Source organism: Nocardioides sp. CCNWLW239 (assembly GCF_037137035.1).
In the GTDB taxonomy this organism is placed as follows: Bacteria; Actinomycetota; Actinomycetes; order Propionibacteriales; family Nocardioidaceae; genus Nocardioides.
Genome location: NZ_JBBBNW010000001.1, coordinates 699,741 through 721,932 on the forward strand (window position 1 = coordinate 699,741; position 22,192 = coordinate 721,932).

At 69.0% G+C, this 22,192-nt stretch carries 22 protein-coding genes and 1 pseudogene; 9 read left to right on the plus strand and 14 right to left on the minus strand.

The features are described from left to right. Positions 1–36: 36 nt before the first annotated feature. Positions 37–369 (plus strand): ArsR/SmtB family transcription factor, encoded by a 333-nt coding sequence (locus tag WBG06_RS03430; protein ID WP_336735109.1) that lies wholly within the window; start codon positions 37–39, stop codon positions 367–369. On the opposite strand, the gene WBG06_RS03435 is transcribed toward WBG06_RS03430, so the two are convergent. From WBG06_RS03435 to purB, 4 genes are all read right to left on the minus strand, one after another. After that, the gene (locus WBG06_RS03435; protein WP_336735110.1) at positions 366–944 is read right to left on the minus strand and encodes an antibiotic biosynthesis monooxygenase; all 579 of its coding nucleotides are present in this window, start codon (positions 942–944) and stop codon (positions 366–368) included. The genes WBG06_RS03430 and WBG06_RS03435 overlap by 4 nt on opposite strands. Before the next feature lie 90 nt (positions 945–1,034). Further along, positions 1,035–1,931 (minus strand): oxygenase MpaB family protein, encoded by an 897-nt coding sequence (locus WBG06_RS03440; protein WP_336735111.1) that lies wholly within the window; start codon positions 1,929–1,931, stop codon positions 1,035–1,037. A gap of 40 nt (positions 1,932–1,971) precedes the next feature. Continuing rightward, positions 1,972–2,376, minus strand: a complete 405-nt coding sequence (locus WBG06_RS03445; RefSeq protein ID WP_336735112.1) for an NUDIX hydrolase — start codon at positions 2,374–2,376, stop codon at positions 1,972–1,974. Positions 2,377–2,381: 5 nt separating this feature from the next. After that, positions 2,382–3,812: an adenylosuccinate lyase gene (gene purB, locus WBG06_RS03450; protein WP_336735113.1), complete on the minus strand. Its 1,431-nt coding sequence runs from the start codon at positions 3,810–3,812 to the stop codon at positions 2,382–2,384. 38 nt (positions 3,813–3,850) lie between these two features. On the opposite strand from purB, the gene WBG06_RS03455 reads away from it, so the two are divergent. The 3 genes from WBG06_RS03455 (at position 3,851) to WBG06_RS03465 (ending at position 6,734) form a co-directional block, all read left to right on the plus strand. After that, positions 3,851–5,065, plus strand: a complete 1,215-nt coding sequence (locus WBG06_RS03455; RefSeq protein WP_336735114.1) for a DUF4032 domain-containing protein — start codon at positions 3,851–3,853, stop codon at positions 5,063–5,065. A 75-nt stretch (positions 5,066–5,140) separates the two neighbouring features. Continuing rightward, positions 5,141–6,427, plus strand: coding sequence for a phosphoribosylamine--glycine ligase (gene purD / locus WBG06_RS03460; RefSeq protein ID WP_336735115.1), 1,287 nt, complete (start codon positions 5,141–5,143; stop codon positions 6,425–6,427). A 22-nt stretch (positions 6,428–6,449) separates the two neighbouring features. Beyond that, the gene (locus tag WBG06_RS03465) at positions 6,450–6,734 is read left to right on the plus strand and encodes a hypothetical protein (protein WP_336735116.1); all 285 of its coding nucleotides are present in this window, start codon (positions 6,450–6,452) and stop codon (positions 6,732–6,734) included. 4 nt (positions 6,735–6,738) lie between these two features. On the opposite strand, the gene WBG06_RS03470 is transcribed toward WBG06_RS03465, so the two are convergent. From WBG06_RS03470 to WBG06_RS03490, 5 genes are all read right to left on the minus strand, one after another. Next, the gene (locus WBG06_RS03470) at positions 6,739–7,650 is read right to left on the minus strand and encodes a hypothetical protein (protein WP_336735117.1); all 912 of its coding nucleotides are present in this window, start codon (positions 7,648–7,650) and stop codon (positions 6,739–6,741) included. 115 nt (positions 7,651–7,765) lie between these two features. Beyond that, on the minus strand, positions 7,766–9,049 hold the full coding sequence (locus tag WBG06_RS03475) for an adenylosuccinate synthase (RefSeq protein ID WP_336735118.1): 1,284 nt from the start codon (positions 9,047–9,049) through the stop codon (positions 7,766–7,768). 166 nt (positions 9,050–9,215) lie between these two features. Further along, positions 9,216–10,196, minus strand: coding sequence for a helix-turn-helix transcriptional regulator (locus WBG06_RS03480; RefSeq protein WP_336735119.1), 981 nt, complete (start codon positions 10,194–10,196; stop codon positions 9,216–9,218). Positions 10,197–10,315: 119 nt separating this feature from the next. Next, positions 10,316–11,785, minus strand: coding sequence for a lysine--tRNA ligase (gene lysS, locus WBG06_RS03485; RefSeq protein ID WP_336735638.1), 1,470 nt, complete (start codon positions 11,783–11,785; stop codon positions 10,316–10,318). A 108-nt stretch (positions 11,786–11,893) separates the two neighbouring features. Continuing rightward, positions 11,894–12,307 (minus strand): DUF3151 domain-containing protein, encoded by a 414-nt coding sequence (locus tag WBG06_RS03490; protein WP_336735120.1) that lies wholly within the window; start codon positions 12,305–12,307, stop codon positions 11,894–11,896. 89 nt (positions 12,308–12,396) lie between these two features. Here WBG06_RS03490 and WBG06_RS03495 point away from each other — a divergent pair, with 89 nt between their 5' ends. Beyond that, the gene (locus tag WBG06_RS03495) at positions 12,397–13,887 is read left to right on the plus strand and encodes a DHA2 family efflux MFS transporter permease subunit (protein WP_336735121.1); all 1,491 of its coding nucleotides are present in this window, start codon (positions 12,397–12,399) and stop codon (positions 13,885–13,887) included. Here the strand turns inward: WBG06_RS03495 and WBG06_RS03500 are convergent. The 4 genes from WBG06_RS03500 to fbaA all read right to left on the minus strand — a co-directional run bounded on the left by WBG06_RS03500 (position 13,884) and on the right by fbaA (position 18,908). Then, complete coding sequence (locus WBG06_RS03500; protein ID WP_336735122.1) at positions 13,884–14,543, minus strand: cache domain-containing protein; 660 nt, start codon at positions 14,541–14,543, stop codon at positions 13,884–13,886. The two genes, WBG06_RS03495 and WBG06_RS03500, sit on opposite strands and share 4 nt — an antisense overlap. After that, the gene (locus WBG06_RS03505) at positions 14,540–15,262 is read right to left on the minus strand and encodes a FadR/GntR family transcriptional regulator (protein ID WP_336735639.1); all 723 of its coding nucleotides are present in this window, start codon (positions 15,260–15,262) and stop codon (positions 14,540–14,542) included. Before WBG06_RS03505 ends, WBG06_RS03500 begins: the two co-directional genes overlap by 4 nt. Before the next feature lie 656 nt (positions 15,263–15,918). Then, positions 15,919–17,697 (minus strand): fibronectin type III domain-containing protein, encoded by a 1,779-nt coding sequence (locus WBG06_RS03510; RefSeq protein WP_336735123.1) that lies wholly within the window; start codon positions 17,695–17,697, stop codon positions 15,919–15,921. Between the two features lie 188 nt (positions 17,698–17,885). After that, positions 17,886–18,908 (minus strand): class II fructose-bisphosphate aldolase, encoded by a 1,023-nt coding sequence (fbaA, locus tag WBG06_RS03515; protein WP_336735125.1) that lies wholly within the window; start codon positions 18,906–18,908, stop codon positions 17,886–17,888. A 139-nt stretch (positions 18,909–19,047) separates the two neighbouring features. On the opposite strand from fbaA, the gene WBG06_RS03520 reads away from it, so the two are divergent. The 4 genes and pseudogenes from WBG06_RS03520 (at position 19,048) to WBG06_RS03530 (ending at position 21,317) form a co-directional block, all read left to right on the plus strand. Continuing rightward, a complete protein-coding gene (locus WBG06_RS03520) occupies positions 19,048–20,196 on the plus strand; it encodes a hypothetical protein (RefSeq protein WP_336735126.1) in 1,149 nt (382 codons plus the stop codon). Beyond that, positions 20,193–20,684, plus strand: a complete 492-nt coding sequence (locus WBG06_RS03525; RefSeq protein ID WP_336735127.1) for a SigE family RNA polymerase sigma factor — start codon at positions 20,193–20,195, stop codon at positions 20,682–20,684. Before WBG06_RS03520 ends, WBG06_RS03525 begins: the two co-directional genes overlap by 4 nt. Before the next feature lie 68 nt (positions 20,685–20,752). Beyond that, a pseudogene (locus tag WBG06_RS26500) lies at positions 20,753–20,872 on the plus strand (hypothetical protein); the annotation flags it as partial. Positions 20,873–20,924: 52 nt separating this feature from the next. Further along, positions 20,925–21,317 carry a dihydrofolate reductase family protein gene (locus WBG06_RS03530; protein ID WP_336735128.1) on the plus strand — a complete coding sequence of 131 codons (393 nt, stop codon included), beginning with the start codon at positions 20,925–20,927 and terminating at the stop codon, positions 21,315–21,317. A 169-nt stretch (positions 21,318–21,486) separates the two neighbouring features. On the opposite strand, the gene WBG06_RS03535 is transcribed toward WBG06_RS03530, so the two are convergent. Next, positions 21,487–22,176, minus strand: coding sequence for a TrmH family RNA methyltransferase (locus tag WBG06_RS03535; RefSeq protein WP_336735129.1), 690 nt, complete (start codon positions 22,174–22,176; stop codon positions 21,487–21,489). Positions 22,177–22,192: the final 16 nt, after the last annotated feature.

Genomic DNA, 22,192 nt, shown 5'->3' on the forward strand with positions numbered 1-22,192 from the left:
CGTGCCTTCACGCAACTGTGCAACTATTATCGAACCATGAGTTCTTCCCCGGACCTCCCGCATCCTGAGCGGTCGGAGCTCTCGTTGACGACGGTGCTCTTCGCGCTCAGCGACCCCGAGCGCCTGGCGATCGCCCGCCAGCTGGTCGACGGGCCCCTCGACATGGCGGAGTGCCACCTCAGCAACCCGAACGTGCCGAAGTCGACCAAGTCGCACCTGATGAAGGTGCTGCGTACGGCCGGCGTGGTCCGCAACGAGGCCAATGGCCGCGCCCGGCGGCTCTCGCTGCGGCGCGAGGATCTCGACGCGCGGTTCCCGGGCCTCCTCGACGCGGTGCTCTCCGCCGAGGACGGCCAGCCGAAGCCCTAGCGACGACGCCAGGGAGCCGGGCGGCCGTGCAGGAACCACTCCATGTTGCGGGTGATCCACGGCAGCCCGAAGTAGGTCATGAACGGCAGCGTCACGACCATCACGCTGAGCACCTTCCACGGCAGGTCCCAGCCGGCCACGTGCGGCCCGACGAGCCAGTTGGCGAGCAGGCTGACCGGGTAGAAGATCATGAAGATCGTGATCGTCTGCTTCCATCGCGGCGGAGCCGTGGCGACCCCGGAGACCTGCTCGACGTCGTAGGTGCTCGGCGGGTCGAACCAGCCCTCGATGCCCGTACGCCGCTCGATCCGGGTCTCCTCCACGAACGGCTCGCCCGCGCCGAGCCACCAGCCCCGCTGGCGGCTGTTGTCCCAGCTGCCGAGGGTCTCGTGGGAGTCGAAGCGGTAGAGGAGGTGCCACTGGTCGGAGTCGGGCGCCGGCCGCACCCAGCCCGCCCCGAGGAATCCGGGGAACTCGCTGGCCAGCCGGATCCCTGCCTGCATCCAGGCGACCATCTCGTCGCGGCGCTCCACGGAGACTCGACGGGCGATGGTGACGGTTACCGGATCGGACATGTGGCCCATCGTCGCAGGCAGATACACCACTTTCCGATCCGTCGCTTGGGTTTACGGCCTGTCTGTGGCGAAGATCAAACTCCGGCAGGGTCAGGCCGGGACGTCGGAGACGCCCGGGATGCTGACGCCACCTCGGCGCACCAGGGCCTGCTCGCCCCGCTGGACGACCTGGTAGAAGCGCTCGCTCTTCCCGCGCAGCAGCGGCGTCGTCCCGAGGAGGGAGAGCCGGCCGTGGGCGAGACGGCTGGCGGTGCGTACGGCCCGCCACCTCGTCTCGGCGGCGGCCGACCACGGGATGCCGTAGTGCTCACGGACGAGCGGCGGGAGGCTGCCCTGGACGACGGTGCGGAGCGTCTCGGAGGTCGGCGGCCCACCCGGGAGGTGGTAGCCGGCGGTGCCGGCGATGTGGCGGCCGACCAGCCGCGCCTCGTCGACGAGGTAGGGCTCGTCCGAGGCGAGCCAGGCGTCGAAGCGGCGGCGGAAGTCGGGATAGGAGTCCGGCGCGGCTTCAGCCGGCATGCCGAACAGACCCGCCCAGGTCACGAACCCGTCGAAGAGCTCCTCGCGCTCGTGCGGGCGCAGCGGGCGGACCAGGGCGTCGTACATGAACTCGACCGAGTCCAGCGCGAATGCCGCCGTCCACCACATCAGCCCGGGATCGGTGGCCGAGTAGTGTGCGCCGGCGGGATGCGCGGGGCCGCCGGAGACCTCCATCGTCCCGTCGACGGGCACATGGCGGCGCGCGGTGAACGCGAGCGCCCGGTCGGCCTCCTCCCGGGAGCCGAGGAAGACCGTCTCCATCAGCCGGGCGGTCAGCGCGAGCCGCGTGTAGGGCGTCGCCCGGTGCACCGTGTGCTGGGCGGTGCCGACGAACAGCCGCGGGTGCAGCCCGCCGATCACCAGCGCCCGCTGGCCCCAGGTCAGCCCGACGACGCGCTGGCGCATCGCGCGGACGACCATCGAGTCAGCAGCGAAGTACCCGGACATACCACCAGTCTGCCACCGCGCGCGACGGCGTGCTCGGGGTTCAGGCAGGCTGGAGAGCCGGGACGACGTGCTCCCTGGTCAGCGGAGCGAACTCGGCACCGTCGATGATCTCGGCGAGCGTCGCCCAGCGCAGCTCCGCGATCTCGGCGGCCGCGTCCGGCGTCACCTCGCCTGCCCAGGTGAACACCGTCGAGCGCACCAGGTGCCCCGGCTCGTTGGCGGCGTCCGCCTCGAACTCGCCGAGCAGGGTGAGGTCCTCGACCTGAAGACGTACGCCGAGCTCCTCGGCCACCTCGCGCACGGCCGCCTGCGCGGCCGACTCCCCAGGCTCCAGCTTGCCGCCGGGGAGCATGAAGCTCGTGGTGCCGTTCTTGCGGACCGCCAGCATCCGCCCCTCGCCGTCACGGAAGACGACCGCCGCGACGGTGATCACGGGGCCTGTCACCGAGTTCAGAGGATCTCCCCCGGCGCGTAGGCAGCGGCCTCCGGGTGCGCGGCGGTGACGGCCTCCACGCGGCGTACGACCTCCTGGACCTGGGCGACGGCGGCACCGGTGAACTCGATCGGCTCGGCGACGAGCGACTGGATCTGCTCCTCGGTCAGGCCGAGACGGGAGTCGGCGCCGAGCTTGGCGAACACGTCGTTCTCGGCCTGGCCCTTGCGCATCGACAGCGCGGTGCCGACGGCGGCCTCCTTGATCGCCTCGTGCGCCTCCTCGCGACCGACACCGTTGCGGACGGCCGCCATCAGGACCTTGGTGGTGGCCAGGAACGGCAGGTAGCGGTCGAGCTCGCGCTGGATCACCGCAGGGAAGGCGCCGAACTCGTCGAGCACGGTGAGGAAGGTCTGGAAGAGCCCGTCGGCGGCGAAGAAGGCGTCGGGGAGCGCGACGCGGCGGACGACCGAGTCGGAGACGTCACCCTCGTTCCACTGGTCACCGGCCAGCTCCGAGATCATCGAGAGGTAGCCGCGCAGCACCACGGCGAGACCGTTGACCCGCTCGGTGGAGCGCGAGTTCATCTTGTGCGGCATCGCGCTCGAGCCGACCTGGCCCTCCTTGAAGCCCTCGGTGACCAGCTCGTTGCCGGCCATCAGCCGGATCGTGGTCGACAGGTTGGACGGACCGGAGACCAGCTGGACCAGCGCCGAGACGGCGTCGAAGTCGAGCGAGCGCGGGTAGACCTGGCCGACGCTGGTGAAGACGTTCTCGAAGCCGAGGTGGGCCGCGACCCGCTCCTCGAGCGCGGCGAGCTTGCTCGCGTCGCCGTCGAGCAGGTCGAGCATGTCCTGCGCGGTGCCCATCGGGCCCTTGATCCCGCGCAGCGGGTAGCGGGCGATGAGCTCCTCGACCCGCTGGAGGCCGACCAGCATCTCGTCGGCGACGGTCGCGAACCGCTTGCCGAGGGTGGTCGCCTGCGCAGCGACGTTGTGGCTGCGGCCGGCCATGACGGTGGTCTCGTGCTCGGTGGCCAGTCGCACCAAGCGGGCCAGCGTGGCGACGGCACGGTCGCGGATCAGCTTCAGGGAGGACAGCACCTGGAGCTGCTCGACGTTCTCGGTGAGGTCGCGCGAGGTCATGCCCTTGTGGATGTGCTCGTGACCGGCCAGCGCGGCGAACTCCTCGATCCGCGCCTTCACGTCGTGGCGGGTCACCCGCTCACGGGCCGCGATCGAGTCGAGGTCGACCTCCTCGACGACCTTCTCGTACGCCTCGATCACCCCGTCGGGGACGTCGATGCCGAGATCCTTCTGGGCCTTGAGCACCGCGATCCAGAGCTGGCGCTCCAGCACGATCTTGTGCTCGGGGCTCCAGATCCCGGCGAGGTCGGCGGCCGCATAGCGGTTGGCGAGAACGTTGGGCACCACAGTCACGGTCGACATTCTCCCATGCTCGACGCGTACGCCACTAACGTGGAGCCATGGCCTTGCGGATCCTCGCCAGCCGGCCCGATCCGGCGATCTACACCCTGCCCTGGTCCCTCCCCCTGGAGGAGTGGCCGGACGACGTCGTGGTGCCACTGACCCGCGGCCTCAGCAGGCACGTCGTCCGCATCGTGCGGGTGCGTGGCAACGTCTACGCGGTCAAGGAGACCCAGGCCGACATCGCCCGGCGCGAATACGACATGCTGCGCGAGCTGCAGCGTCTCGGCCTGCCGACGGTGGTCGCCAAGTGTGTCGTCACCGGCCGCAAGGACCACGACGGCAACGACCTGAACGCCGCACTGATGACCGATCACCTCACCTACTCGCTCCCCTACCGGGCGCTGTTCGAGCGGGGCCTGGCCGCGGACCGGCTGCCCAGCCTGATCGACGCCCTGGTGGTCCTGCTGGTCCGCCTCCACCTGGCCGGCTTCTACTGGGGCGACGTGTCCTTGTCGAACGTGCTCTTCGTCCGCGACGCAGCCGGGTTCGCCGCCTACCTCGTCGACGCCGAGACCGGGGAGCTGAAGGCCGAGCTCTCCGACCGGCTGCGCGAATACGACCTCGAGGTCGCCTGCCAGAACATCTTCGGCGAGCTGCTCGACCTGCAGGCGAGCGAGTCGCTCCCGGAGGCCTTCCCGATCGACGCGATCGTCGAGCGGCTGCAGAGCCGATACGACGCGCTGTGGCGCGAGCTCACCGAGGAGCAGGTCTTCTCGGCCGAGGAGATGTGGCACATCGAGCAGCGCATCGAGCGCCTCCACGACCTCGGCTTCGACGTCGAGGAGCTCGACATCACCACGAGCGAGGACGGCGACACGGTCGCGTTGCGCCCGCGGGTGGTCGAGCTCGGTCACCACCGTCGCGAGCTGCGTACGCTGACCGGGCTGGACGTCCAGGACGCCCAGGCACGACGGATCCTCAACGACATCTCCGCGTTCCGCGCCACCCGCGACCTCGGCCACCTGCCGATCGAGGTGGCCGCCGGCCGCTGGCTGCGCGAGATCTATGAGCCCATCGTCGCGATGCGTCCGCCCGGAGCCGCCGCCAAGCTCACCCCGGCGCAGATGTTCCACGAGATCCTCGAGCACCGCTGGGTGCTCTCCCAGTTCGCCGGCGAGTGGGTCAAGCTCATCGACGCCGCCGAGTCCTACTACACCGACGTCCTCCAACACCGTCCCGACGAGGCAGTCACGCCGCCGACGCCGGACTGAGCGAGGTTGTGAAGCCGAGAGTGACCTATGGACCACGCTCAGGTTCACAACCCGGTCGCGGCATAAGGTGGGCCCGTGAAGATCCTCGTCGTCGGCACCGGTGGTCGTGAGCACGCGCTCGCTCTGAAGCTCTCCCAGGAAGGGAACGAGGTGTACGCCGCGCCCGGAAACCCCGGGATCGCGGAGTTCGCCGCGCTTCGGGATGTGGACATCATGTCCGGTCCGGCGGTCGCCGCGCTGGCGAGCGAGCTCGGCGTCGACCTGGTCGTCGTCGGGCCCGAGGCCCCGCTGGTGGCAGGGGTCGCCGACGCCGTGCGTGAGAGCGGGATCGCGGTCTTCGGGCCATCGGGTGCGGCTGCGCAGCTGGAGGGGTCGAAGGCGTTCTCCAAGGACGTGATGTCGGCGGCCGGCGTGCCGACCGCAGGATCCCGGGTGGCGACCACGCCCGAGGAGGCGGCCGCCGCGCTGGACGAGTTCGGCGCTCCCTACGTGGTCAAGGACGACGCTCTTGCCGCCGGCAAGGGGGTGGTCGTGACCCGTGACCGCGAGGCGGCGCTGGCGCACGCCGCAGCCTGCGAGCGGGTCGTCATCGAGGAGTTCCTCGACGGCCCCGAGGTCTCGCTGTTCGCGATCTGCGACGGCACGCGCGCCTACGCGCTGCAGCCGGCACAGGACTTCAAGCGGATCTTCGACGGCGGCAAGGGCGGCAACACCGGCGGGATGGGCGCCTACTCGCCGCTGCCGTGGGCACAGCCGGACCTGGCCGAGGTCGTGCTGGAGACCGTCGTCGAGCCGACGCTCGCCGAGATGGAGAAGCGCGGAGCGCCGTTCGTCGGCTGCCTCTACGTCGGGCTCTCGCTGACCGCCAAGGGTCCGAAGGTGATCGAGTTCAACTGCCGCTTCGGTGACCCCGACGTCCAGCCGGTCCTGGCCCTGCTGGAGTCCTCCCTCGGCGACCTGCTCCTCGCGGCGGCCACGGGCGCTCTGGACACGGTCGAGGCGCCGACCTTCTCCGACGGCGCCTCGGTGACGGTGGTGCTGGCTTCGGCGGGCTACCCCGAGACGTCCTCGAAGGGCGACGTCATCACCGGCGCCGGCAACGCCAACTCGATCAACGACGTGGACGTGATCCACGCCGGCACGGCGATCGTGGACGCCTCCACTCCCGAGGAACCCGACCACCGCCACCTCGTCACCGCCGGCGGCCGCGTCCTGGCGGTCCGCGCAAAGGGCTACGACATCGACGACGCCCGGTCACGGGCCTACGCCGCCGCCGACCTGATCACCTTCGACGGCCTCCAGCGGCGCTCCGACATCGCGGCCGAGCCGCTCGGAGTCGTCGAGGGCGCCTCGCTGCTTTGAGCATCGGCGTACCCTGCCAGGCATGACCTGGGTCGTGTTCGGCGTCGCCGTCGTTGTCGTGCTCGGCCTGCTGATCGCGGCCTGCAACAAGGCGCTGCGCTCCTCGCGCGGCGGGGTCTCCACCGGCCTCGGCGACGGACTCGGCAACTTCATCGACGTCTTCGACCCGGGCAACGCGCGCGCAGCGCGCGACCTCAAGGAGCAGGACAACGTCGGCCACGTCGTCCCGTCGCCCGACGGCGACGAACCGCCCTACGGGGTGGACCTGACGACCGGACGGGTCACCATCCGTCGTTCGGCGACCTGACGCCTCACGCCGCGACGGGAGCTCCCAGCATCAGCAAGTCTCGGGCCACCCGCTCCGGCTCGTCGCGAAGCTCGCGAGCGGTGCGTCGGACGATCACGCGATCGGTCCCCGCCAAGGCGCGTTGCCTCGCCAGATCGTTCTCCCAGTGCTCGACCTCCATGTGGAAGCCACCGTCGACCTCCAGGACCAGGGTGCGTCCGTCTGCAAGTCGCCACTCGCAGTCGGTGAATCGGATGCGGCCGTCGGCATCGCGGCGCTTCACCTGACGGAGGGGCTCCGCCAGACCGAAGGTGCGGCACATCCGCCTGACGTCCATCTCCGCCAAGGACTGGGCACCTCCTTCGATGTCCTCGATCGCCCGTCGGAGCACGGCTGCCCGTCGGAGCGGGGCCAGCCGATCGAGCCACTCGAGGAGACTCTCGGGACTGGTCAGCTGCTGCTGGACAACGGCCGCCAGCACACCCTGTGCCGTTCGCTCCGACCTGTCCGCGGCCGCGAAGAGAAGGACCGCCGGCTCGATGCGGCATCGCGGCGGAGAGCCCACCGCGGTCAGTGACCGCCGGACGCGGACGAAGCGAACGCCCGGAAGCGCCCGGGGCCGGCCACGTCGATAAGGCACCAGGACGGTGGTCTCCTCGCGGCGCCAGTTCTTCAGCCCGGCGAGCTCCGCCGCGGTCAGGCCACCGGCCATCGCGCCCTCGCCGGCATGCAGGACCGCATGCCAGATCCGCTGGACATCGCTGAGCTCGCCCGTGGTCGTCGCGATCACGGTCGGCGACAGCAGCTGCCACCGCTCCGAGGCGATCCGATGGGCAACACCCCACCGCGCCATCCCGGCCTCGGCCAGCTGCGCCCGCGTGATCAGGCCACCCTGCGCAGCGGCGATCCCTCGCCAGTCCCCAGCTCCGCTCCTCATGCCGTCCATGGCACCCCACGCCATTGAGGACAGCAACGGCAATAGCTGGAGGTTGTGGATAACGGCGAGTTGTGAAGCTGAGAGTGACCCATGGGCCACTCTCAGCTTCACAACCTCAGGCGAGCGGGTTGATGATGACCGTCTCGTCCCGTGCCGGGCCGACGCCGATGACGGACATCGGAGCGCCGGAGATCTCTTCGACGTACTTCACGTAGGACTGCGCGTTGGCGGGCAGGTCGGCGAAGGACCTCGCGCCCGAGATGTCTTCCTTCCAGCCGGGCAGCATCTCGAAGATGGGCTTGGCGTGGTGGAAGTCGGACTGGTTGACGGGCATCTCGTCGTGACGGACACCGTCGACGTCGTAGGCCACGCACACCGGGATCTCGTCGAGACCACTGAGCACGTCGAGCTTGGTGAGGACGAAGTCGGTGACGCCGTTGACCCGGGCGGCGTAGCGGGCGATGACCGCGTCATACCAGCCGCAGCGGCGCGGCCGCCCGGTGGTGGTGCCGAACTCGTGGCCGTTGTCGCGCAGGTAGTCGCCCGACTCGTCGAAGAGCTCGGTCGGGAACGGCCCCTCCCCCACGCGGGTGGTGTAAGCCTTCACGATGGCCACGACCCGGTCGATCCGCGTCGGCGGGATCCCGGAACCGGTGCAGGCGCCGCCCGAGGTGGCGTTGGAGGAGGTCACGAACGGGTAGGTGCCGTGGTCGACGTCGAGCAGAGTCGCCTGGCCGCCCTCGAGCAGCACGGTCTCGCCGCGGTCGAGCGCCTGGTTGAGCAGCAGGCCGGTGTCGCAGACCATCGGCGCGATCCGGTCCGCGTAGGAGAGCAGGTCCTCGACGACCGCGTCGACGGTGAAGCCGCGACGGTTGTAGACCTTCGAGAGCAGCTGGTTCTTCAGCTCCAGCGCACCCTCGACCTTGCCGCGCAGGATCGACTCGTCGAAGAGGTCCTGGACGCGGATGCCGATCCGGTTGACCTTGTCGGCGTAGGTCGGCCCGATCCCGCGGCCGGTGGTACCGATCTTGCGCGAGCCGAGGAAGCGCTCGGTGACCTTGTCGAGCTGGCGGTTGTAGTCGGCGATGACGTGGGCGCTGGCCGACAGCTTCAGCTTCGAGATGTCGACACCGCGCTCCTCCAGACCGGTCAGCTCCTCGAAGAGGACGGCGAGGTCGACGACGACGCCGTTGCCGATCACCGGCGTCACGCCTCCGGTCAGGATGCCGCTGGGCAGCAGGTGAAGTGCGTACTTCTCCTTGCCGATCACCACGGTGTGGCCGGCGTTGTTGCCGCCGTTGAACTTCACGACGTAGTCGACGTGCTCACCGAGCAGGTCGGTCGCTTTGCCCTTGCCTTCGTCGCCCCACTGGGCGCCGATGATCGTGATCGCGGGCATGTGTTGCTCCTTCGCTCCGGACGGAGTCCCTCCGCCCTACGGCGGCTGCTCAACGCATCAATATCTAGTGGGTGACGATCCATCGCTGGACCCGTCTGAGAATGCGAAAAACCCTGGCAAGACCAGGGCTCTTGCGACCACACGCTAGCAAATTCGAGGCCGTACGTCACAGCCAGCCGCGCCGCGCCGCCTCGACACCCGCCTCGAAACGTGAGGTCGCACCGAGCTCCTCGAGCAGCTCGGCGACCCGTCGCCGGACCGTACGCAGCGAGACCCCCAGCCTCCGGGCGATCTGCTCGTCCTGGGCGCCGCTGGCGAGCTCGGCAAGCAGCAGCCGGCGCTCGGCGCTCGGCAGGTCCTCGAGCTCGGCCGCGGGCAGGGCGCGGCGCCACAGCTCCTCGAAGTAGCTGGTGACCACCTCGACGATGCCCCGCTGACGGACGTTGACCATCGGCTGCTCGACCGGACCGAGCGGGTCCGGGAACATCGCGTGGGTGCTGCCCACCACCATCAGGTGGGTGGCGATGCGCGGCAGGATCCGGATCTCCTCACCGGTCTCGATCCGCATCCGCAGCACATCGGGCGAGTGCTTCAGGGCCGCTACCGGGTAGATGCCACGGCACCGGCGACCCGACCTGACCGCGGCCTCGATGGCCGAGATGAACCGCATCTCCGAGGGATGCACGGTCACCACGGGGCGCAGCCACATCATCTCGCCCGAGGTGGCCGAGATGAGCCGCTCGAACGTCTCCGGCGTGAACTCGGTCGCGACCACCTCGCCGTCGATGGGGTGCTCCTCGCCGATCGTCGCCGGCAGCCGCGCGGCGGTGCCTGCGACGTACGGGACCGACTGGGAGATCTTGAGGAGGTGGTCGTGGGCGTCCTGCGCCCTGGTCGCGGCCCGCTCCAGCATGTGCGCGACCACGGCGGTCGGGCTGAGCACGGTCAGGGTCTCGCTGACGCAGATGACACCGCTCTCGATCAGCGGCGCGGCCTCCTGCTTCAGCTCATCCTCGGAGGTCGACAGCGTCGCCGCCACGACCACCAGCGGCCAGCCGTTGAGCGGGAGGAGACGGCTGTAGAGCTGCGCCGCGCCCGGCTCGAACCCGAGCGCGGTCATCAGCGTCTGCGACCGGCCGATCTCCATAGTGGCACCTTAGTCGCGTGTCTGTTCGTCTAGGTATGCAGGGAAACCGTCACATCCCGTGCGGAGCTCCGCGAGGGATGTGACGGTTCGGCTGCATACCTAGACGAACGGACCGGCGCTCAGGCCTCCGGCTTGAGCAGCGGGAAGAGGATCGTCTCGCGGATCCCGGCACCGGTGAAGAGCATGATCGCCCGGTCGAGACCGAGACCGAGGCCACCCATCGGCGGGGCGCCGTACTCCAGCGCACGCAGGAAGTCCTCGTCGAGCTGCATCGCCTCGGGGTCGCCGCCGGCGGCCAGGAGCGACTGCTGGGTGAGCACGTCGCGCTGCACCACCGGGTCGATCAGCTCGGTGAAACCGGTGCCGCGCTCCACACCGCCGATGATCAGGTCCCAGGCGAGGACCTTGCTGGGCTCCTCGTCGTTGATCCGGGCCAGCGGCTGGGCGATCGCCGGGAAGTCGCACAGGAAGGTGGGCTGGATCAGGTGGGGCTCCACCAGCTCGCCGCACAGCTCCATGACGATCTTGTCCGCGCCCCAGGCCGGGTCGAGGTCGACGTCGTGCTTGTCGGCGAGCGCCTTGAGCGTGTCGATGTCGGTGTCGGGGGTGACCTCGACACCGACGGCCTCGGAGACGCCCTCGTAGACCGGCAGCCACTTCCACTCGCCGTCGAGGTCGATGACGTCGGCCTCGCCCTCGGAGTTGGACACCGCGATCTGGCGGGAGCCGACCGCGTCGGCGGCGGCGAGGTACATCTTCCGGATCTGCTCGGCGATGGTGAACTGGTCGCCGTAGGCCTGGTAGGCCTCGATCATCGTGAACTCGGGGCTGTGCGTGGAGTCGACGCCCTCGTTGCGGAAGATCCGGCCGATCTCGTAGACCTTGTCGACGCCGCCGACGATGGCCTTCTTGAGGTTCAGCTCGAGCGCGATCCGCAGCGTCATCGGCTGGTCGAAGGCGTTCATGTGAGTGTTGAACGGCCGCGCGTGCGCGCCACCGTGGATGAGCTGCAGGACCGGCGTCTCGACCTCGAGGTAGCCGTCGTCCTCCAGGCAGCGGCGGATCGCCTGGGTGATCTTCGCGCGCGTACGCACCATGTCGCGCGCCTCCTGACGCACGATCAGGTCGGCGTAGCGCTGCCGGACGCGCGCCTCCTCGGAGAGGTCCTTGTGGAGCACCGGCAGCGGCCGCAGCGCCTTGGACGCCATCTCCCAGCTCGAGGCCATCACGGAGAGCTCACCGCGGCGCGAGGAGATCACCCGGCCGGTGACGGCGACGTGGTCACCGAGGTCGACGAGCGCCTTCCACTCAGCCAGCGACTCCTCGCCCACCTCGGCGAGCGAGAGCATCACCTGGAGCCGGGTGCCGACGCCCTCCTGCAGGGTCGCGAAGGCCAGCTTGCCGGTGTTGCGGACGAACATGACCCGACCGGCGACGGTGACCACGTCCTGGGTCTCCTCGCCGGCCTCGAGCTTGTCCTCGTAGGCCTCGCGCACCTCGGCGAGCGTGTGCGTGCGGCCGACACCGATGGCGTACGCCTTCTTCCCCTCGGCCAGCAGTCGCTCGCGCTTCTCGCGCCGGACCAGCATCTGCTCGTTGAGGCTCTGCTGAACCTCGGGGGCGTCGGGTGCGTTGGAGGGCTGCTCAGTCACAGGGCAAGGCTAGGCGAAATCGCTGGTCCGACGCGATTCGGTAATTCAGCCGAGAAGGGTGTCGTACGCCGTCGGGCTGCTGTCGCGCAGGAACTCCGAGCAGCGCTCCCACTCCTCGGTCTCACCGATCGCCTTGGCCTGCTCGGCCAGGAGCGCGAGCGAGGTCAGGAAGCCACGGTTGGGCTCGTGCTCCCACGGCACCGGGCCGTGGCCCTTCCAGCCGTTGCGGCGCAGCATGTCGAGCGAGCGGTGGTAGCCGACGCGGGCGTAGGCGTAGATGGTCACGTCCTCGGCGCCGGACTCCTTGGCGGCCGTGGCGAGCGCGGCCCAGGCAGCAGGCGAGGCGGGGTGGCGGCGTACGACCTCGGCGGGCTCGGTGCCGGCGGCCAGCTCGTCGGCCGCAGGGTCGGCGGGAAGGTGGGTCGGCGGGGGTCCGGCCATCAGATCCTGGTGCGTCATAGACACCATCCTATTTGCGATTGCTCCGCAATTCGCGAGCGCCTCCGCTTGACCCTCGTCTTCCTCCGGCGCTGGTGTTGACTGGGGCCATGACCGAGCCGATGACGCAGACGACCGCCGCACCGACGACGGAGCATCCCTGGCGGGCGCTGTTCGCACTGTGCATCGGCTTCTTCATGTTGCTGGTCGACATGACGATCGTGACCGTCGCGACGCCGGACATCATGATCGAGCTCGACGCCAGCGCCAACGCGGTGCTGTGGGTGACCAGCGCCTATCTGCTGACGTACGCCGTGCCCGTCCTGATCATGGGTCGGCTCGGCGACCGCTTCGGTCCCAAGTGGGTCTACCTCGCGGGGCTGGCCGTCTTCACCGCGTCATCGCTGTGGTGCGGGCTCGCCGGGAGCATCGAGTCGCTGGTGGCCGCGCGGGCGGTGCAGGGCCTCGGTGCGGCGATGATGACGCCGCAGACGATGGCGACGATCACCCGGATCTTCCCCTCCGAACGGCGGGGCGCGGCGATGGCGCTGTGGGGCGCGACCGCGGGGATGGCGACGCTCGTCGGCCCGCTGGCCGGCGGAGCGCTGGTCGCGATCGGCGGTTGGGAGTGGATCTTCTTCGTCAACGTACCGATCGGCATCGTCGCGATCGTGCTCAACTGGTGGCTGGTGCCGACCCTGGAGACCCACTCGCACGCCTTCGACTGGCTCGGTGTCGCGCTGAGCGGGGTCGCGATGTTCTGCGTCGTCTTCGGCCTGCAGAACGGCGAGCAGCGCGGCTGGGACGCCCTCACCTGGGCGCTGGTGATCGGCGGGATCGCCATCATGGGGCTCTTCGTCTGGTGGCAGGCGGTCAACCGCAAGGAGCCACTGGTGCCGCTGAGCATCTTCACCGACCGCAACTTCTCCGTGTCCGCGCTGGCGATCTCGTGCATGGGGTTCGCGGCGGTGGCCATGGGCTTCCCGCTGATGCTGTACGCCCAGCTCGTCCGCGGCTACACCGCGCTCGAGGCCTCGATGCTGCTGGTGCCGATGGCGCTGGTGTCGTTCGTCGCCGCACCGCTGGTCGGCCGGCTGACCGACCGGATGCACCCCCGGCTGCTGACCGGGGTGGCGTTCCTGCTCTGTGCGGTCTCGCTCTTCTGGGTCTCGGTGCCGATGACCGTCGACTCCCCGCTGTGGCAGCTGCTCGTGCCGATGGCCGTCTTCGGCCTCGGTTCGGCCGCCGTCTGGTCACCCCTGGCCGCGACCGCCACCCGCAACGTGTCGATGCGACTGGCCGGGGCCGGCGCCGGGGTCTACAACGCCACCCGGCTGGTCGGGTCGGTGGTCGGCTCCGCCGCGGTCGCCGTGCTCATCGACCTTCGCCTCAACGCCCATGGGCTCGGCGGATCGCTGTCGGGCAACCACGAGACCGCCGCCGGCTCCTCGGTCCCGCCCGCCGTCGCGTCACAGTTCGCCGATGCGATGTCCGAGGTCATGCTGCTGCCGGCGGCCGTGCTGGCGATCGGGTTCGTGGCGGTCCTCTTCTTCACCACGCCGAGGCACCTGGTGAAGTCGTCCGCTCAGGACACGCTCTAGGAGAGCGCGACGGAGAGCGGCAGACCCCGGCACGGGATCATGTCGCGGGCGGTGGTGAGCGGGTCGCCGGTGGCCAGCTGCGGGTCGGCCGAGACGATCGACTTGCCATGACCGTTGACCAGCGTGGCGCCGGCCTCGCGTAGCCCGGGCAGGAGCATCGTCTCCAGCGTCTCGACCAGGGTGTCCGCTCCCGCGACGCCGACCATCCGGCCGCCGGCGTAGACCGGCATCGTCGTGGTCATGACGTATTCGTCGGTGCAGACGAAGTCGACGTACGGCCCGACGAGCGTCAGCTCCCCGGTGCGCTCCGGGGTGCGGTACCAGGGCTGGCGGGTGTAGTCGATCGCCTCGCCCGTGGCCGGCGCATCGGCGTCGCCCAGGAAGTCCCGCTCCTCGCCCTGCCACCAGACGAGGTAGAGCCGGCGGTCGCTGAGCACGTCGGGCGCGACGACGAAGCCTCCGCCGATGAGGTTCGGGTTGCGCAGGAACTCCAGGGCCCCGGGCTCGAGGCGCTCCCGTAAGGCCCCGGAGGTGACCGGGCCGGCCTCGACGAGAGCGGTCACCTCACTGCGTACGCGTTCCAGCTCGGACACGATCGGCCCGAAATGCTCTTCGACCTGAGTCACACAGTCGAGAGGAGTCATGGTCTTCGTCATCGCCGCACCGCCTCATGGATCTCGGCCAAGCGTTCAAGGGAGTGGGTCACATGCTCGCGTACGCTCTCCCGGGCCCTGACAGCATCTCCCGACGCGAGGGCTTCGACAAGCTCCTGATGGCGGGTCGCGGTCGCCTCCCGGAAGCCCGGCTCGCTGAGCGGGATCCGGAGCAGCGCACCGAAGTCGGCCTCTTGGCGCACCACCTCGCGGGTCATCCGCGCCGACTGGGTCAGCGCCGCCACCGACAGGTAGAGCTCGCTGTCCGCGCTGCGCCAGCGAGCCACGTCACTGACGTTGAGCGGGATCAGCAGGTCGCGCAGGTCCTCGACCTCGTCCGGGTCCGTACGCTCCGCCGCGATCTCCGCACACCCGGTGAGCACCACCAGGTAGACGGTGGCCCGGTCGCGCAGCTCGATCCGCGACATCGCGGCCAGCCGGTGCTCGACGAGATCGACGCTCTCCGGTGCGCGCACGAACGAACCGCCGCCGCGCCCCCTGGTCGTCACCACCAGACCCTTGGCGCGCAGTGCGACCAGTGCCTCTCGTGCGGTGACCGTCGCGACCCCCAGCATCTGGGCGAGCTCGGGCTCGCTCGGCAGCCGCTCCCCATGGGCGAGCACGCCGGATCGGATCGCCTCCGCGAGCCGGTTCTCGACGCGCGCAGCTCGGCCCTCGTCGCCGATCGGGGCGAAGATGGCGGCGCGAGCTCGGGAGGTCATCACACGCACAGCGAAATCCTAATGTATGGATCCAGATGATTTGAGCCTCAGATCTGTTCGAATCTGTTCGAATCCGCACGGAAACTTCATGAAATTCGCCTTAACCATCTGGATCAATGGGCGTTTCTATGCCTAACCTGTGCGCACGGCTGACGCAGACTGGTGTCGGTCACCCAAGATCGTCGGATGTCCAGGGCTTGTGGGGGGCGCTGGGCATCCGACTCCTTGGTTTTGGGGAGTCTCGGCGTCTGGGTCGGGGTGCTGGTGCGGATGCTCACCGAGGTACCTCGGTGAGCGGTCACTGGCCTCGGCGAACTCCACGACGTGAGTGTGTGCGCACCGCGGTACCTCGGTGAGAGTGGCCGGGCTGGGCTCGCGTCGCTCGGGTCGTTCGGCGGGGGCGCTGCGGCTCGGATGCTGACCGAGTTACCTCACTCGGCTGTCACTGTCTTCGGCGAACTCCACGAAGTGAGTACGCGCCCACCGAGGTAACTCGGCGAGCGGGCGGGCGGAGCTCGCGTCGCCCGCCGCCACCGCCGCAGAGGCCGACGGAGGTACCCCGGTGGACGGCGACACCGCCTACGTGTCGGCACCACATGCGACAGGGCGGGGAGAGCCTCTCCGCTCTCCCCGCCCTGTTTCTCGGCGTGTGTCGGCTAGAACACCGCGGCTACGGCGCTGGTCAGCGCGTCACCGATGTTCTCCAGCAGACCGTCCTTCTCCTCCTCGGCGGGGGCTTCCTCAGCGGGCGCCTCCTCGGCAGCCTTCTCAGTCGGCTCCTCGACCGGCTCCTCGGTCGTCGGCCGCTCAGCCGGGGCCTCCGGCGTCGCCTCGGGGGCCGCAGGCTCCTCCGCTGGCGCCTCGGTGTCGTCACCACCCGGGAGGATGTCGTTCAGGCCCGGCAACTGCGGCGACTTCTCGGTCGGCGCGTCAGCGGGGACATCACCAGACGGGGCGCCGGACTTCGACGGGTCCTGAGTCTGCGAGCGGACCTCCGGAGCCTGACGCTGCAGTTGGCGCTGCATCTCTCGCTGCTCTTCCACCGTCAGTTCGCCGGACCCTGCCTCCGACGTGTTGCCTGCCTCGTCGGTTGCAGTCACCTCAGCCGTGATCGTTCCCGGGATTAGGTCGAGGTAGTCGGTCGTGTAGCTCGTTTCTCCGGTCACCGAACCGCTTGCAAAGGCCACCCCAGTGATCCTGATGTCGTACTCGATGGCAGATCCCCGCGACTGATTGTCGCCGCTGGCCTTCCACGTGACACGAAGCGTGTTATCGCCGACCTTCACGATCTCGACGTTTGACGGCACGTCGGGTGCCTCGGTGTCCTCGACCAGAGTGGTCCCGTCTACCGAGGCGGGATCCGACGACCTCTCCACGATGTCAACCGCGATCACGGTGAAGGTGTAGTTCGTCTCGGGGTCAAGATCGGTGATGTAGAAGCTGGTGCCATCGGTCTCGGCCGTTCGAGTCGGCTCGCCGCTCGCAGGAGTCCAGCTGACCTCGTAGTGGTCGACGCGAGAGTCATCGGTCGACGCCTCCCACGCCAAGTCAGCCGTGGTGCTTGTGATGTGGACGACCTTCAGGTCCTTCGGCGGAGTCGGATCCTCGGTGTCAGGCTTCGTGGAGCACTGCACCTCGGACCACTGAGAGTTGTTTCCGTCGGCGTCGGTCGCCCTTACCTCGAACTGATAGTCCGTGCCAGGCCGCAGCCCCTTGAACGTGCCCCCGAGCGTCATGGTCTCCTGTCGATCGATGCCCGGCCGGCCATCGATCGTGTAGTAGGAGACCTGGTCCTTATCGTCCTTGGCCTTGGGCCAAGACAGGCTCAGCTCAGTGGTGCTTACGACCTCGCACTTCACGTCGCCCATGACGGGTCGCGGAGTTGTGTTGCCGCCGTCGCCGTCGCCGTCGCCGTCGCCGTCTCCGTCGCCAGGCGGGCAGAGAATGCCAATGCCGAGGAAGCAGTCGTCCTCACCGTCGTCGGGCGGCGTCGTCTCGCCGTCGTCCGGCGGAAGGGTCGGCGTCGGCTCGGGCTGGCACTGGGTCAGATCCGGACGGATCTCGCAGATGTCGACACCCGCACCCGGCGGGCGTACGGGCTCACAGGCGCTCGGGTCGAGATCACAGGTCGGGGTGCTGCCCGAGGGGATGTTGCCCGCGGGGATGAAGGTCACGCCGGTGTTGGCGGCGGGGACGATGTCGTCGTCATCGATCTCCTCCGGCTCCTCCGACTCCGACTCCGACGGGTCCTCGTCGGGTTCGAGCGTGTCCTCGTCGTCAGGGAGAGTCGAGGACTCCCCGGTGGTCGGCTCCTTCGTCGGCGAGCTCTCCGGGTCGCCGTTGACGGTGCAAGAGAACAAGACGAGCAGCAGGATCAAGATGATCGCGCCTATGACGATCCCGCCGATTGTGCGGTTTCGCGCAGTGGTTTCCATACCGAGGATGTCCCTCCCAAGATCAACGCCGAAGGGACGGTTCGACCTGATTACCCGAGGGTCGCCGTCCAGCTAGGGCATTGAATCGCTTTACCAATGACCGGCACAACGACATAAGCCCGAGTTTGCTATGCCGTGTGCCACAACGTTTTCCGAATCGGGACCATTGGCCTTCCTCGGCGTGTCGATCAGCCGATGGAGTTGCCCGCAGAACCGAGGTGCTGGGCACCCTCGACGACCCGAGTAGCCATGCTGGCCTCCGCGAGCTTGCCCCACGCGCGAGGATCGTACTGCTTCTTGTTCCCGACCTCGCCGTCGACCTTCAGAACGCCGTCGTAGTTGGCGAGCATGTGGCCGGCGACGGCGCGGGTGTAGGCGTACTGGGTGTCGGTGTCGATGTTCATCTTGACCACGCCGTAGGACACCGCTTCCGCGATCTCCTCGGCCGAAGAGCCCGAGCCACCGTGGAAGACGAGGTCGAACGGCTTCGAACCGGCGGGCAGGCCGAGCTTGGCCACGACCGCGTCCTGGGCGTCGCGCAGGATCGAGGGACGGAGCTTGACGTTGCCGGGCTTGTAGACGCCGTGCACGTTGCCGAAGGTGAGCGCGGTCAGGTAGCCCTCGACACCCAGCGCGTCGGCGGTCGCGATCGCGTCCTCGGGGGTCGAGTAGAGCTTGTCGTCGATCGCGCCGACGATGCCGTCCTCCTCGCCACCGACCACGCCGACCTCGATCTCGAGCACGATGTGAGCGGCCTTGGCCACCGCGAGCAGCTCCGAGGCGATCTGCAGGTTCTCCTCGAGCGGCACCGCGGAGCCGTCCCACATGTGTGACTGGAACAGCGGCGCCTCGCCACGCTGGACGCGCTCGGCGGAGAGCTCCAGCAGCGGACGTACGAAGCCGTCGAGCTTGTCCTTCGGGCAGTGGTCGGTGTGCAGCGCGATGTTGACGTCGTAGGACTTGGCGACCTCGGTCGCGTACGCGGCGAAGGCCACCGAGCCGGTCACCATGTTCTTGACCGTGGGGCCCGAGAGGTATTCCGCGCCGCCGGTGGAGATCTGGATGATGCCGTCCGAGCCGGCCTCGGCGAAGCCGGCCAGTGCCGCGTTGAGCGTCTGCGACGAGGAGACGTTGATCGCGGGGAAGGCGAACCCCTTCTCCTTCGCGGTCGCGAGCATCTCGGCGTACTTCTCGGGGGTGGCGATGGGCATCTGGGGGTCTCCTTGAAGATCCGTTGTCGACCGGTGCGCTGGTGGCCAGCGTAATGGGACCCCTGGCCACCCCGCCCAACGCTCGCAGTTGGATCGATCAACCAGGACAACCGATCCGCCACGCGATCCGTATCCACGGGTGACACTGATCCTGGAGGCCGACATGGACTGGCACGACGCCCTCGAACGGGCGATCCCACAAGCACCACCCACCCACCACAACCCGGCTGCGCTGGTGGCGGACGGCAAGAAGCTCGTACGCCGCCGACGGGTCGCCGCTGTCGCCGGCACCGCCCTCGCGGTGGGGGCCGTGCTCGGGATCGGCTCGATCGTCGTGCCCTCCGGTGCCGACCGTGCGACCCCACCGGTCGCGACGCAGTCCGCGGAGAGTGACGAACCGCCGGCCCCGGACCCGTCGCCGCCGACCGAGGACGCCCCGGTCACCTACGACCACCGCACCGACGAGGTCGGGCTCTACCCGGGGTGGAAGGTGGTCGACCGGATCGGACCGAACGGCGTCGCCGACTCCGTCGCAGTCGAGGCGACCGACGGCGCGAAGACCCTCTACGTGCACTTCATGAACCCCACCGAGATCTCCTACGTCGACGCGTCCCGTACGAGCGCCACCAGCCTCGAGGCCTGGCTCGACGACGTGAAGTCCCACGACCTGGCGATCAACTGGAGGCCACGCGGAGAGCTGCGCGCTAGGGGCGGCTGGAAGATCGTGCGTGAGATCCCCAACCCCCTCGGCGTCGCCGCCCCGTGGGACTCGATGGCCGCGGTCGTGGAACGCGAGGGCCTGGAGCGGTGGGTCCTGTACAACGGAGACCGCAGCGACAGCGGCCGCGAGTCGACGGGACGGGACGGCACCTATGCCATCCCCGGGCAGACCATCGACGAGTGGCTGGCAGGCCGCAGCAAGGAGTTCCGCAAGGAGTTCGAGGGCAAGGGCGTCGGCGACTTCGGCGTCGGCATGGGCACCACGCGGGTGGTCACGTTCGGGTCCGGGTCCGAGATCGTTCCCGCGAAGGACGGGGTCGAGGTCGTCGAGCAGCGCACCGAGCCCGACGTGGACGGCTTCTCGGCCGGCGCCTCGCGGTCCGCCGCCGCGAAGATCACCGTCGACGGCGCGGAGCGGTTCGTGCTCGTCCGCGAGGTGGACGGCGACACCCAGGCCTACAGCTACGAGGTGGGTCAGTCACCGTGGGCCGAGGACCGCGTCCCGATCTCCATCGACGAGTATCTGGACATCATCGACAGCGTGCCGTCCGACGGGATGTGGCAGTGAACGATCACGACGACGCCTTCACCGCCTACGTCGCCGCCCGGCGATCCCACCTGCTGCGGGTCGCCTACGCGTTGTGCGGTGACTGGCACCGGGCAGACGATCTCGTCCAGACCGCACTGCTGAAGCTGTACGCCGCATGGCGCCGGGTCGAGCGCGGGTCGGAGGAGGCGTACGTCCGGACGATCCTCGTCCGTGCTCACATCGACCAGACGCGGCGCTCGTGGTGGAAGCGGGAGCGCTCGGGCGACCTGCCCGACCGGCCCGTCCCGGCCGCTCAGTTCGATGAGCGGTCCGACCTCTTCGGAGCGTTGCAGACGCTGCCGGAGATGCAGCGCAAGGTGGTCGTGCTGCGTCACTGGCTGCAGTTGTCGGTCGCCGAGACCGCGCGGGAGCTGCGGATCAGCGAGGGGACGGTCAAGAGCCACTCCTCGCGCGGGCTGACCGCGCTGCGCACCCGTCTGGAGTCGGGGAACGTCTCACGGGCATAGGCGAGCGGGCACGTTCCGAGCAAGAACGGTCGGGCCGGCATGCCTCCGACGGGCGTAGCGTCCGAGGCATGCCCAAGGTCACCTACTTCACCGCGACATCGCTGGACGGCTACATCGCCGACGAGAACAACTCGCTGGACTGGCTCTTCGAGACGCCGCACGGCGACGAGGAGACCTCCTGGGACCGGCTGATGGCGGAGTCGGCGGCGCTGGTGATGGGGGGGCACGACGTACCGCTGGATGATCGACCACGACCCAAAGATGCTGACCGGGCCGGAGAAGTGGCGGGAGTACTACGACGACCGGCCGGTGTGGGTGTTCACCCACGCGACCGATCTGCCGGCTGTCCAGGGCACCCAGGTCCACTTCGTGCAGGGTGATGTGAAGCCCGTCTACGACGAGATCGCGGCCACCGTCGACGGCGGGATCTGGCTGGTGGGCGGTGGCGATCTGGTCGGCCAGTTCGACGACGCCGGTCTGCTCGACGAGGTCGTGGCCGGGATCTGCCCGGTCACCCTCGGTGCCGGGGCACCGCTGTTCCCCCGCCGCATCACCAGCAAGCGGATGAGCGTCATCGACGTCGTGCAGAGCGGCGAACAGGTGAAGATCCGCTATCGGATCGAACGATCCTAGGGTCCCCGCTGCCGCCCGGCCCCGAGGCCACGCACCCTTTGCAGGGGCACAATCCGGGCGACCCAGGAGTTAACTTTAGCGGATCAGGTTTTCGGTGAGGTCACCGGGGGCGTAACCGAATTTCAACAACCGAGAACGACCACCGCCCCGGCTCCGGCGCTCGGGTGCGTCAGCCGCGCCAGGCTTCTTCGGAGGTCAGATCGGCGTGCTGGACGATCCAGGAGTGCATCGCGATCGCCGCAGCGGCGGAGGCGTTGATCGAACGCGTCGAGCCGAACTGGGCGATCGAGAAGGTGCCGTCGACGCTGTCGCGGGCCTGCTCGGAGAGACCCGGCCCCTCCTGTCCGAACAGGAAGCAGACCTTCTCGGGGAGTGCCATCGTCTCCAGGTGGAGCGACCCGGGAAGGTTGTCGATGCCGAGGAGGCGTACGTCTCGGTCATGGAGGTACGCCGCGAGGGCCGGCACGTCGGGGTGGTGATGGACGTGCTGGTAGCGGTCGGTGACCATCGCACCGCGACGGTTCCAGCGGCGGTTGCCGACGATGTGGACCTCGGCGGCGAGGAAGGCGTTGGCGGTGCGGACGATGGTGCCGATGTTGAAGTCGTGCTGCCAGTTCTCGATCGCGACATGGAAGCCGTGGCGACGCCGGTCGAGGTCGGCGACGATCGCCTCGAGGGTCCAGTAGCGGTAGCGGTCGACCACGTTGCGGCGGTCGCCGTTGGCGAGCAGCTCCGGGTCCCAGTGGTCTCCGATGGGCCACTCCCCCTGCCACGGCCCCAGACCTACCTCCGGCTGCCCGTGGGGCATCGGGTCGTACGGCGCTCGGGAATCATCCTCGGACGGTCGTGTCTCGTTCATCGGCTGATAAGAGTAT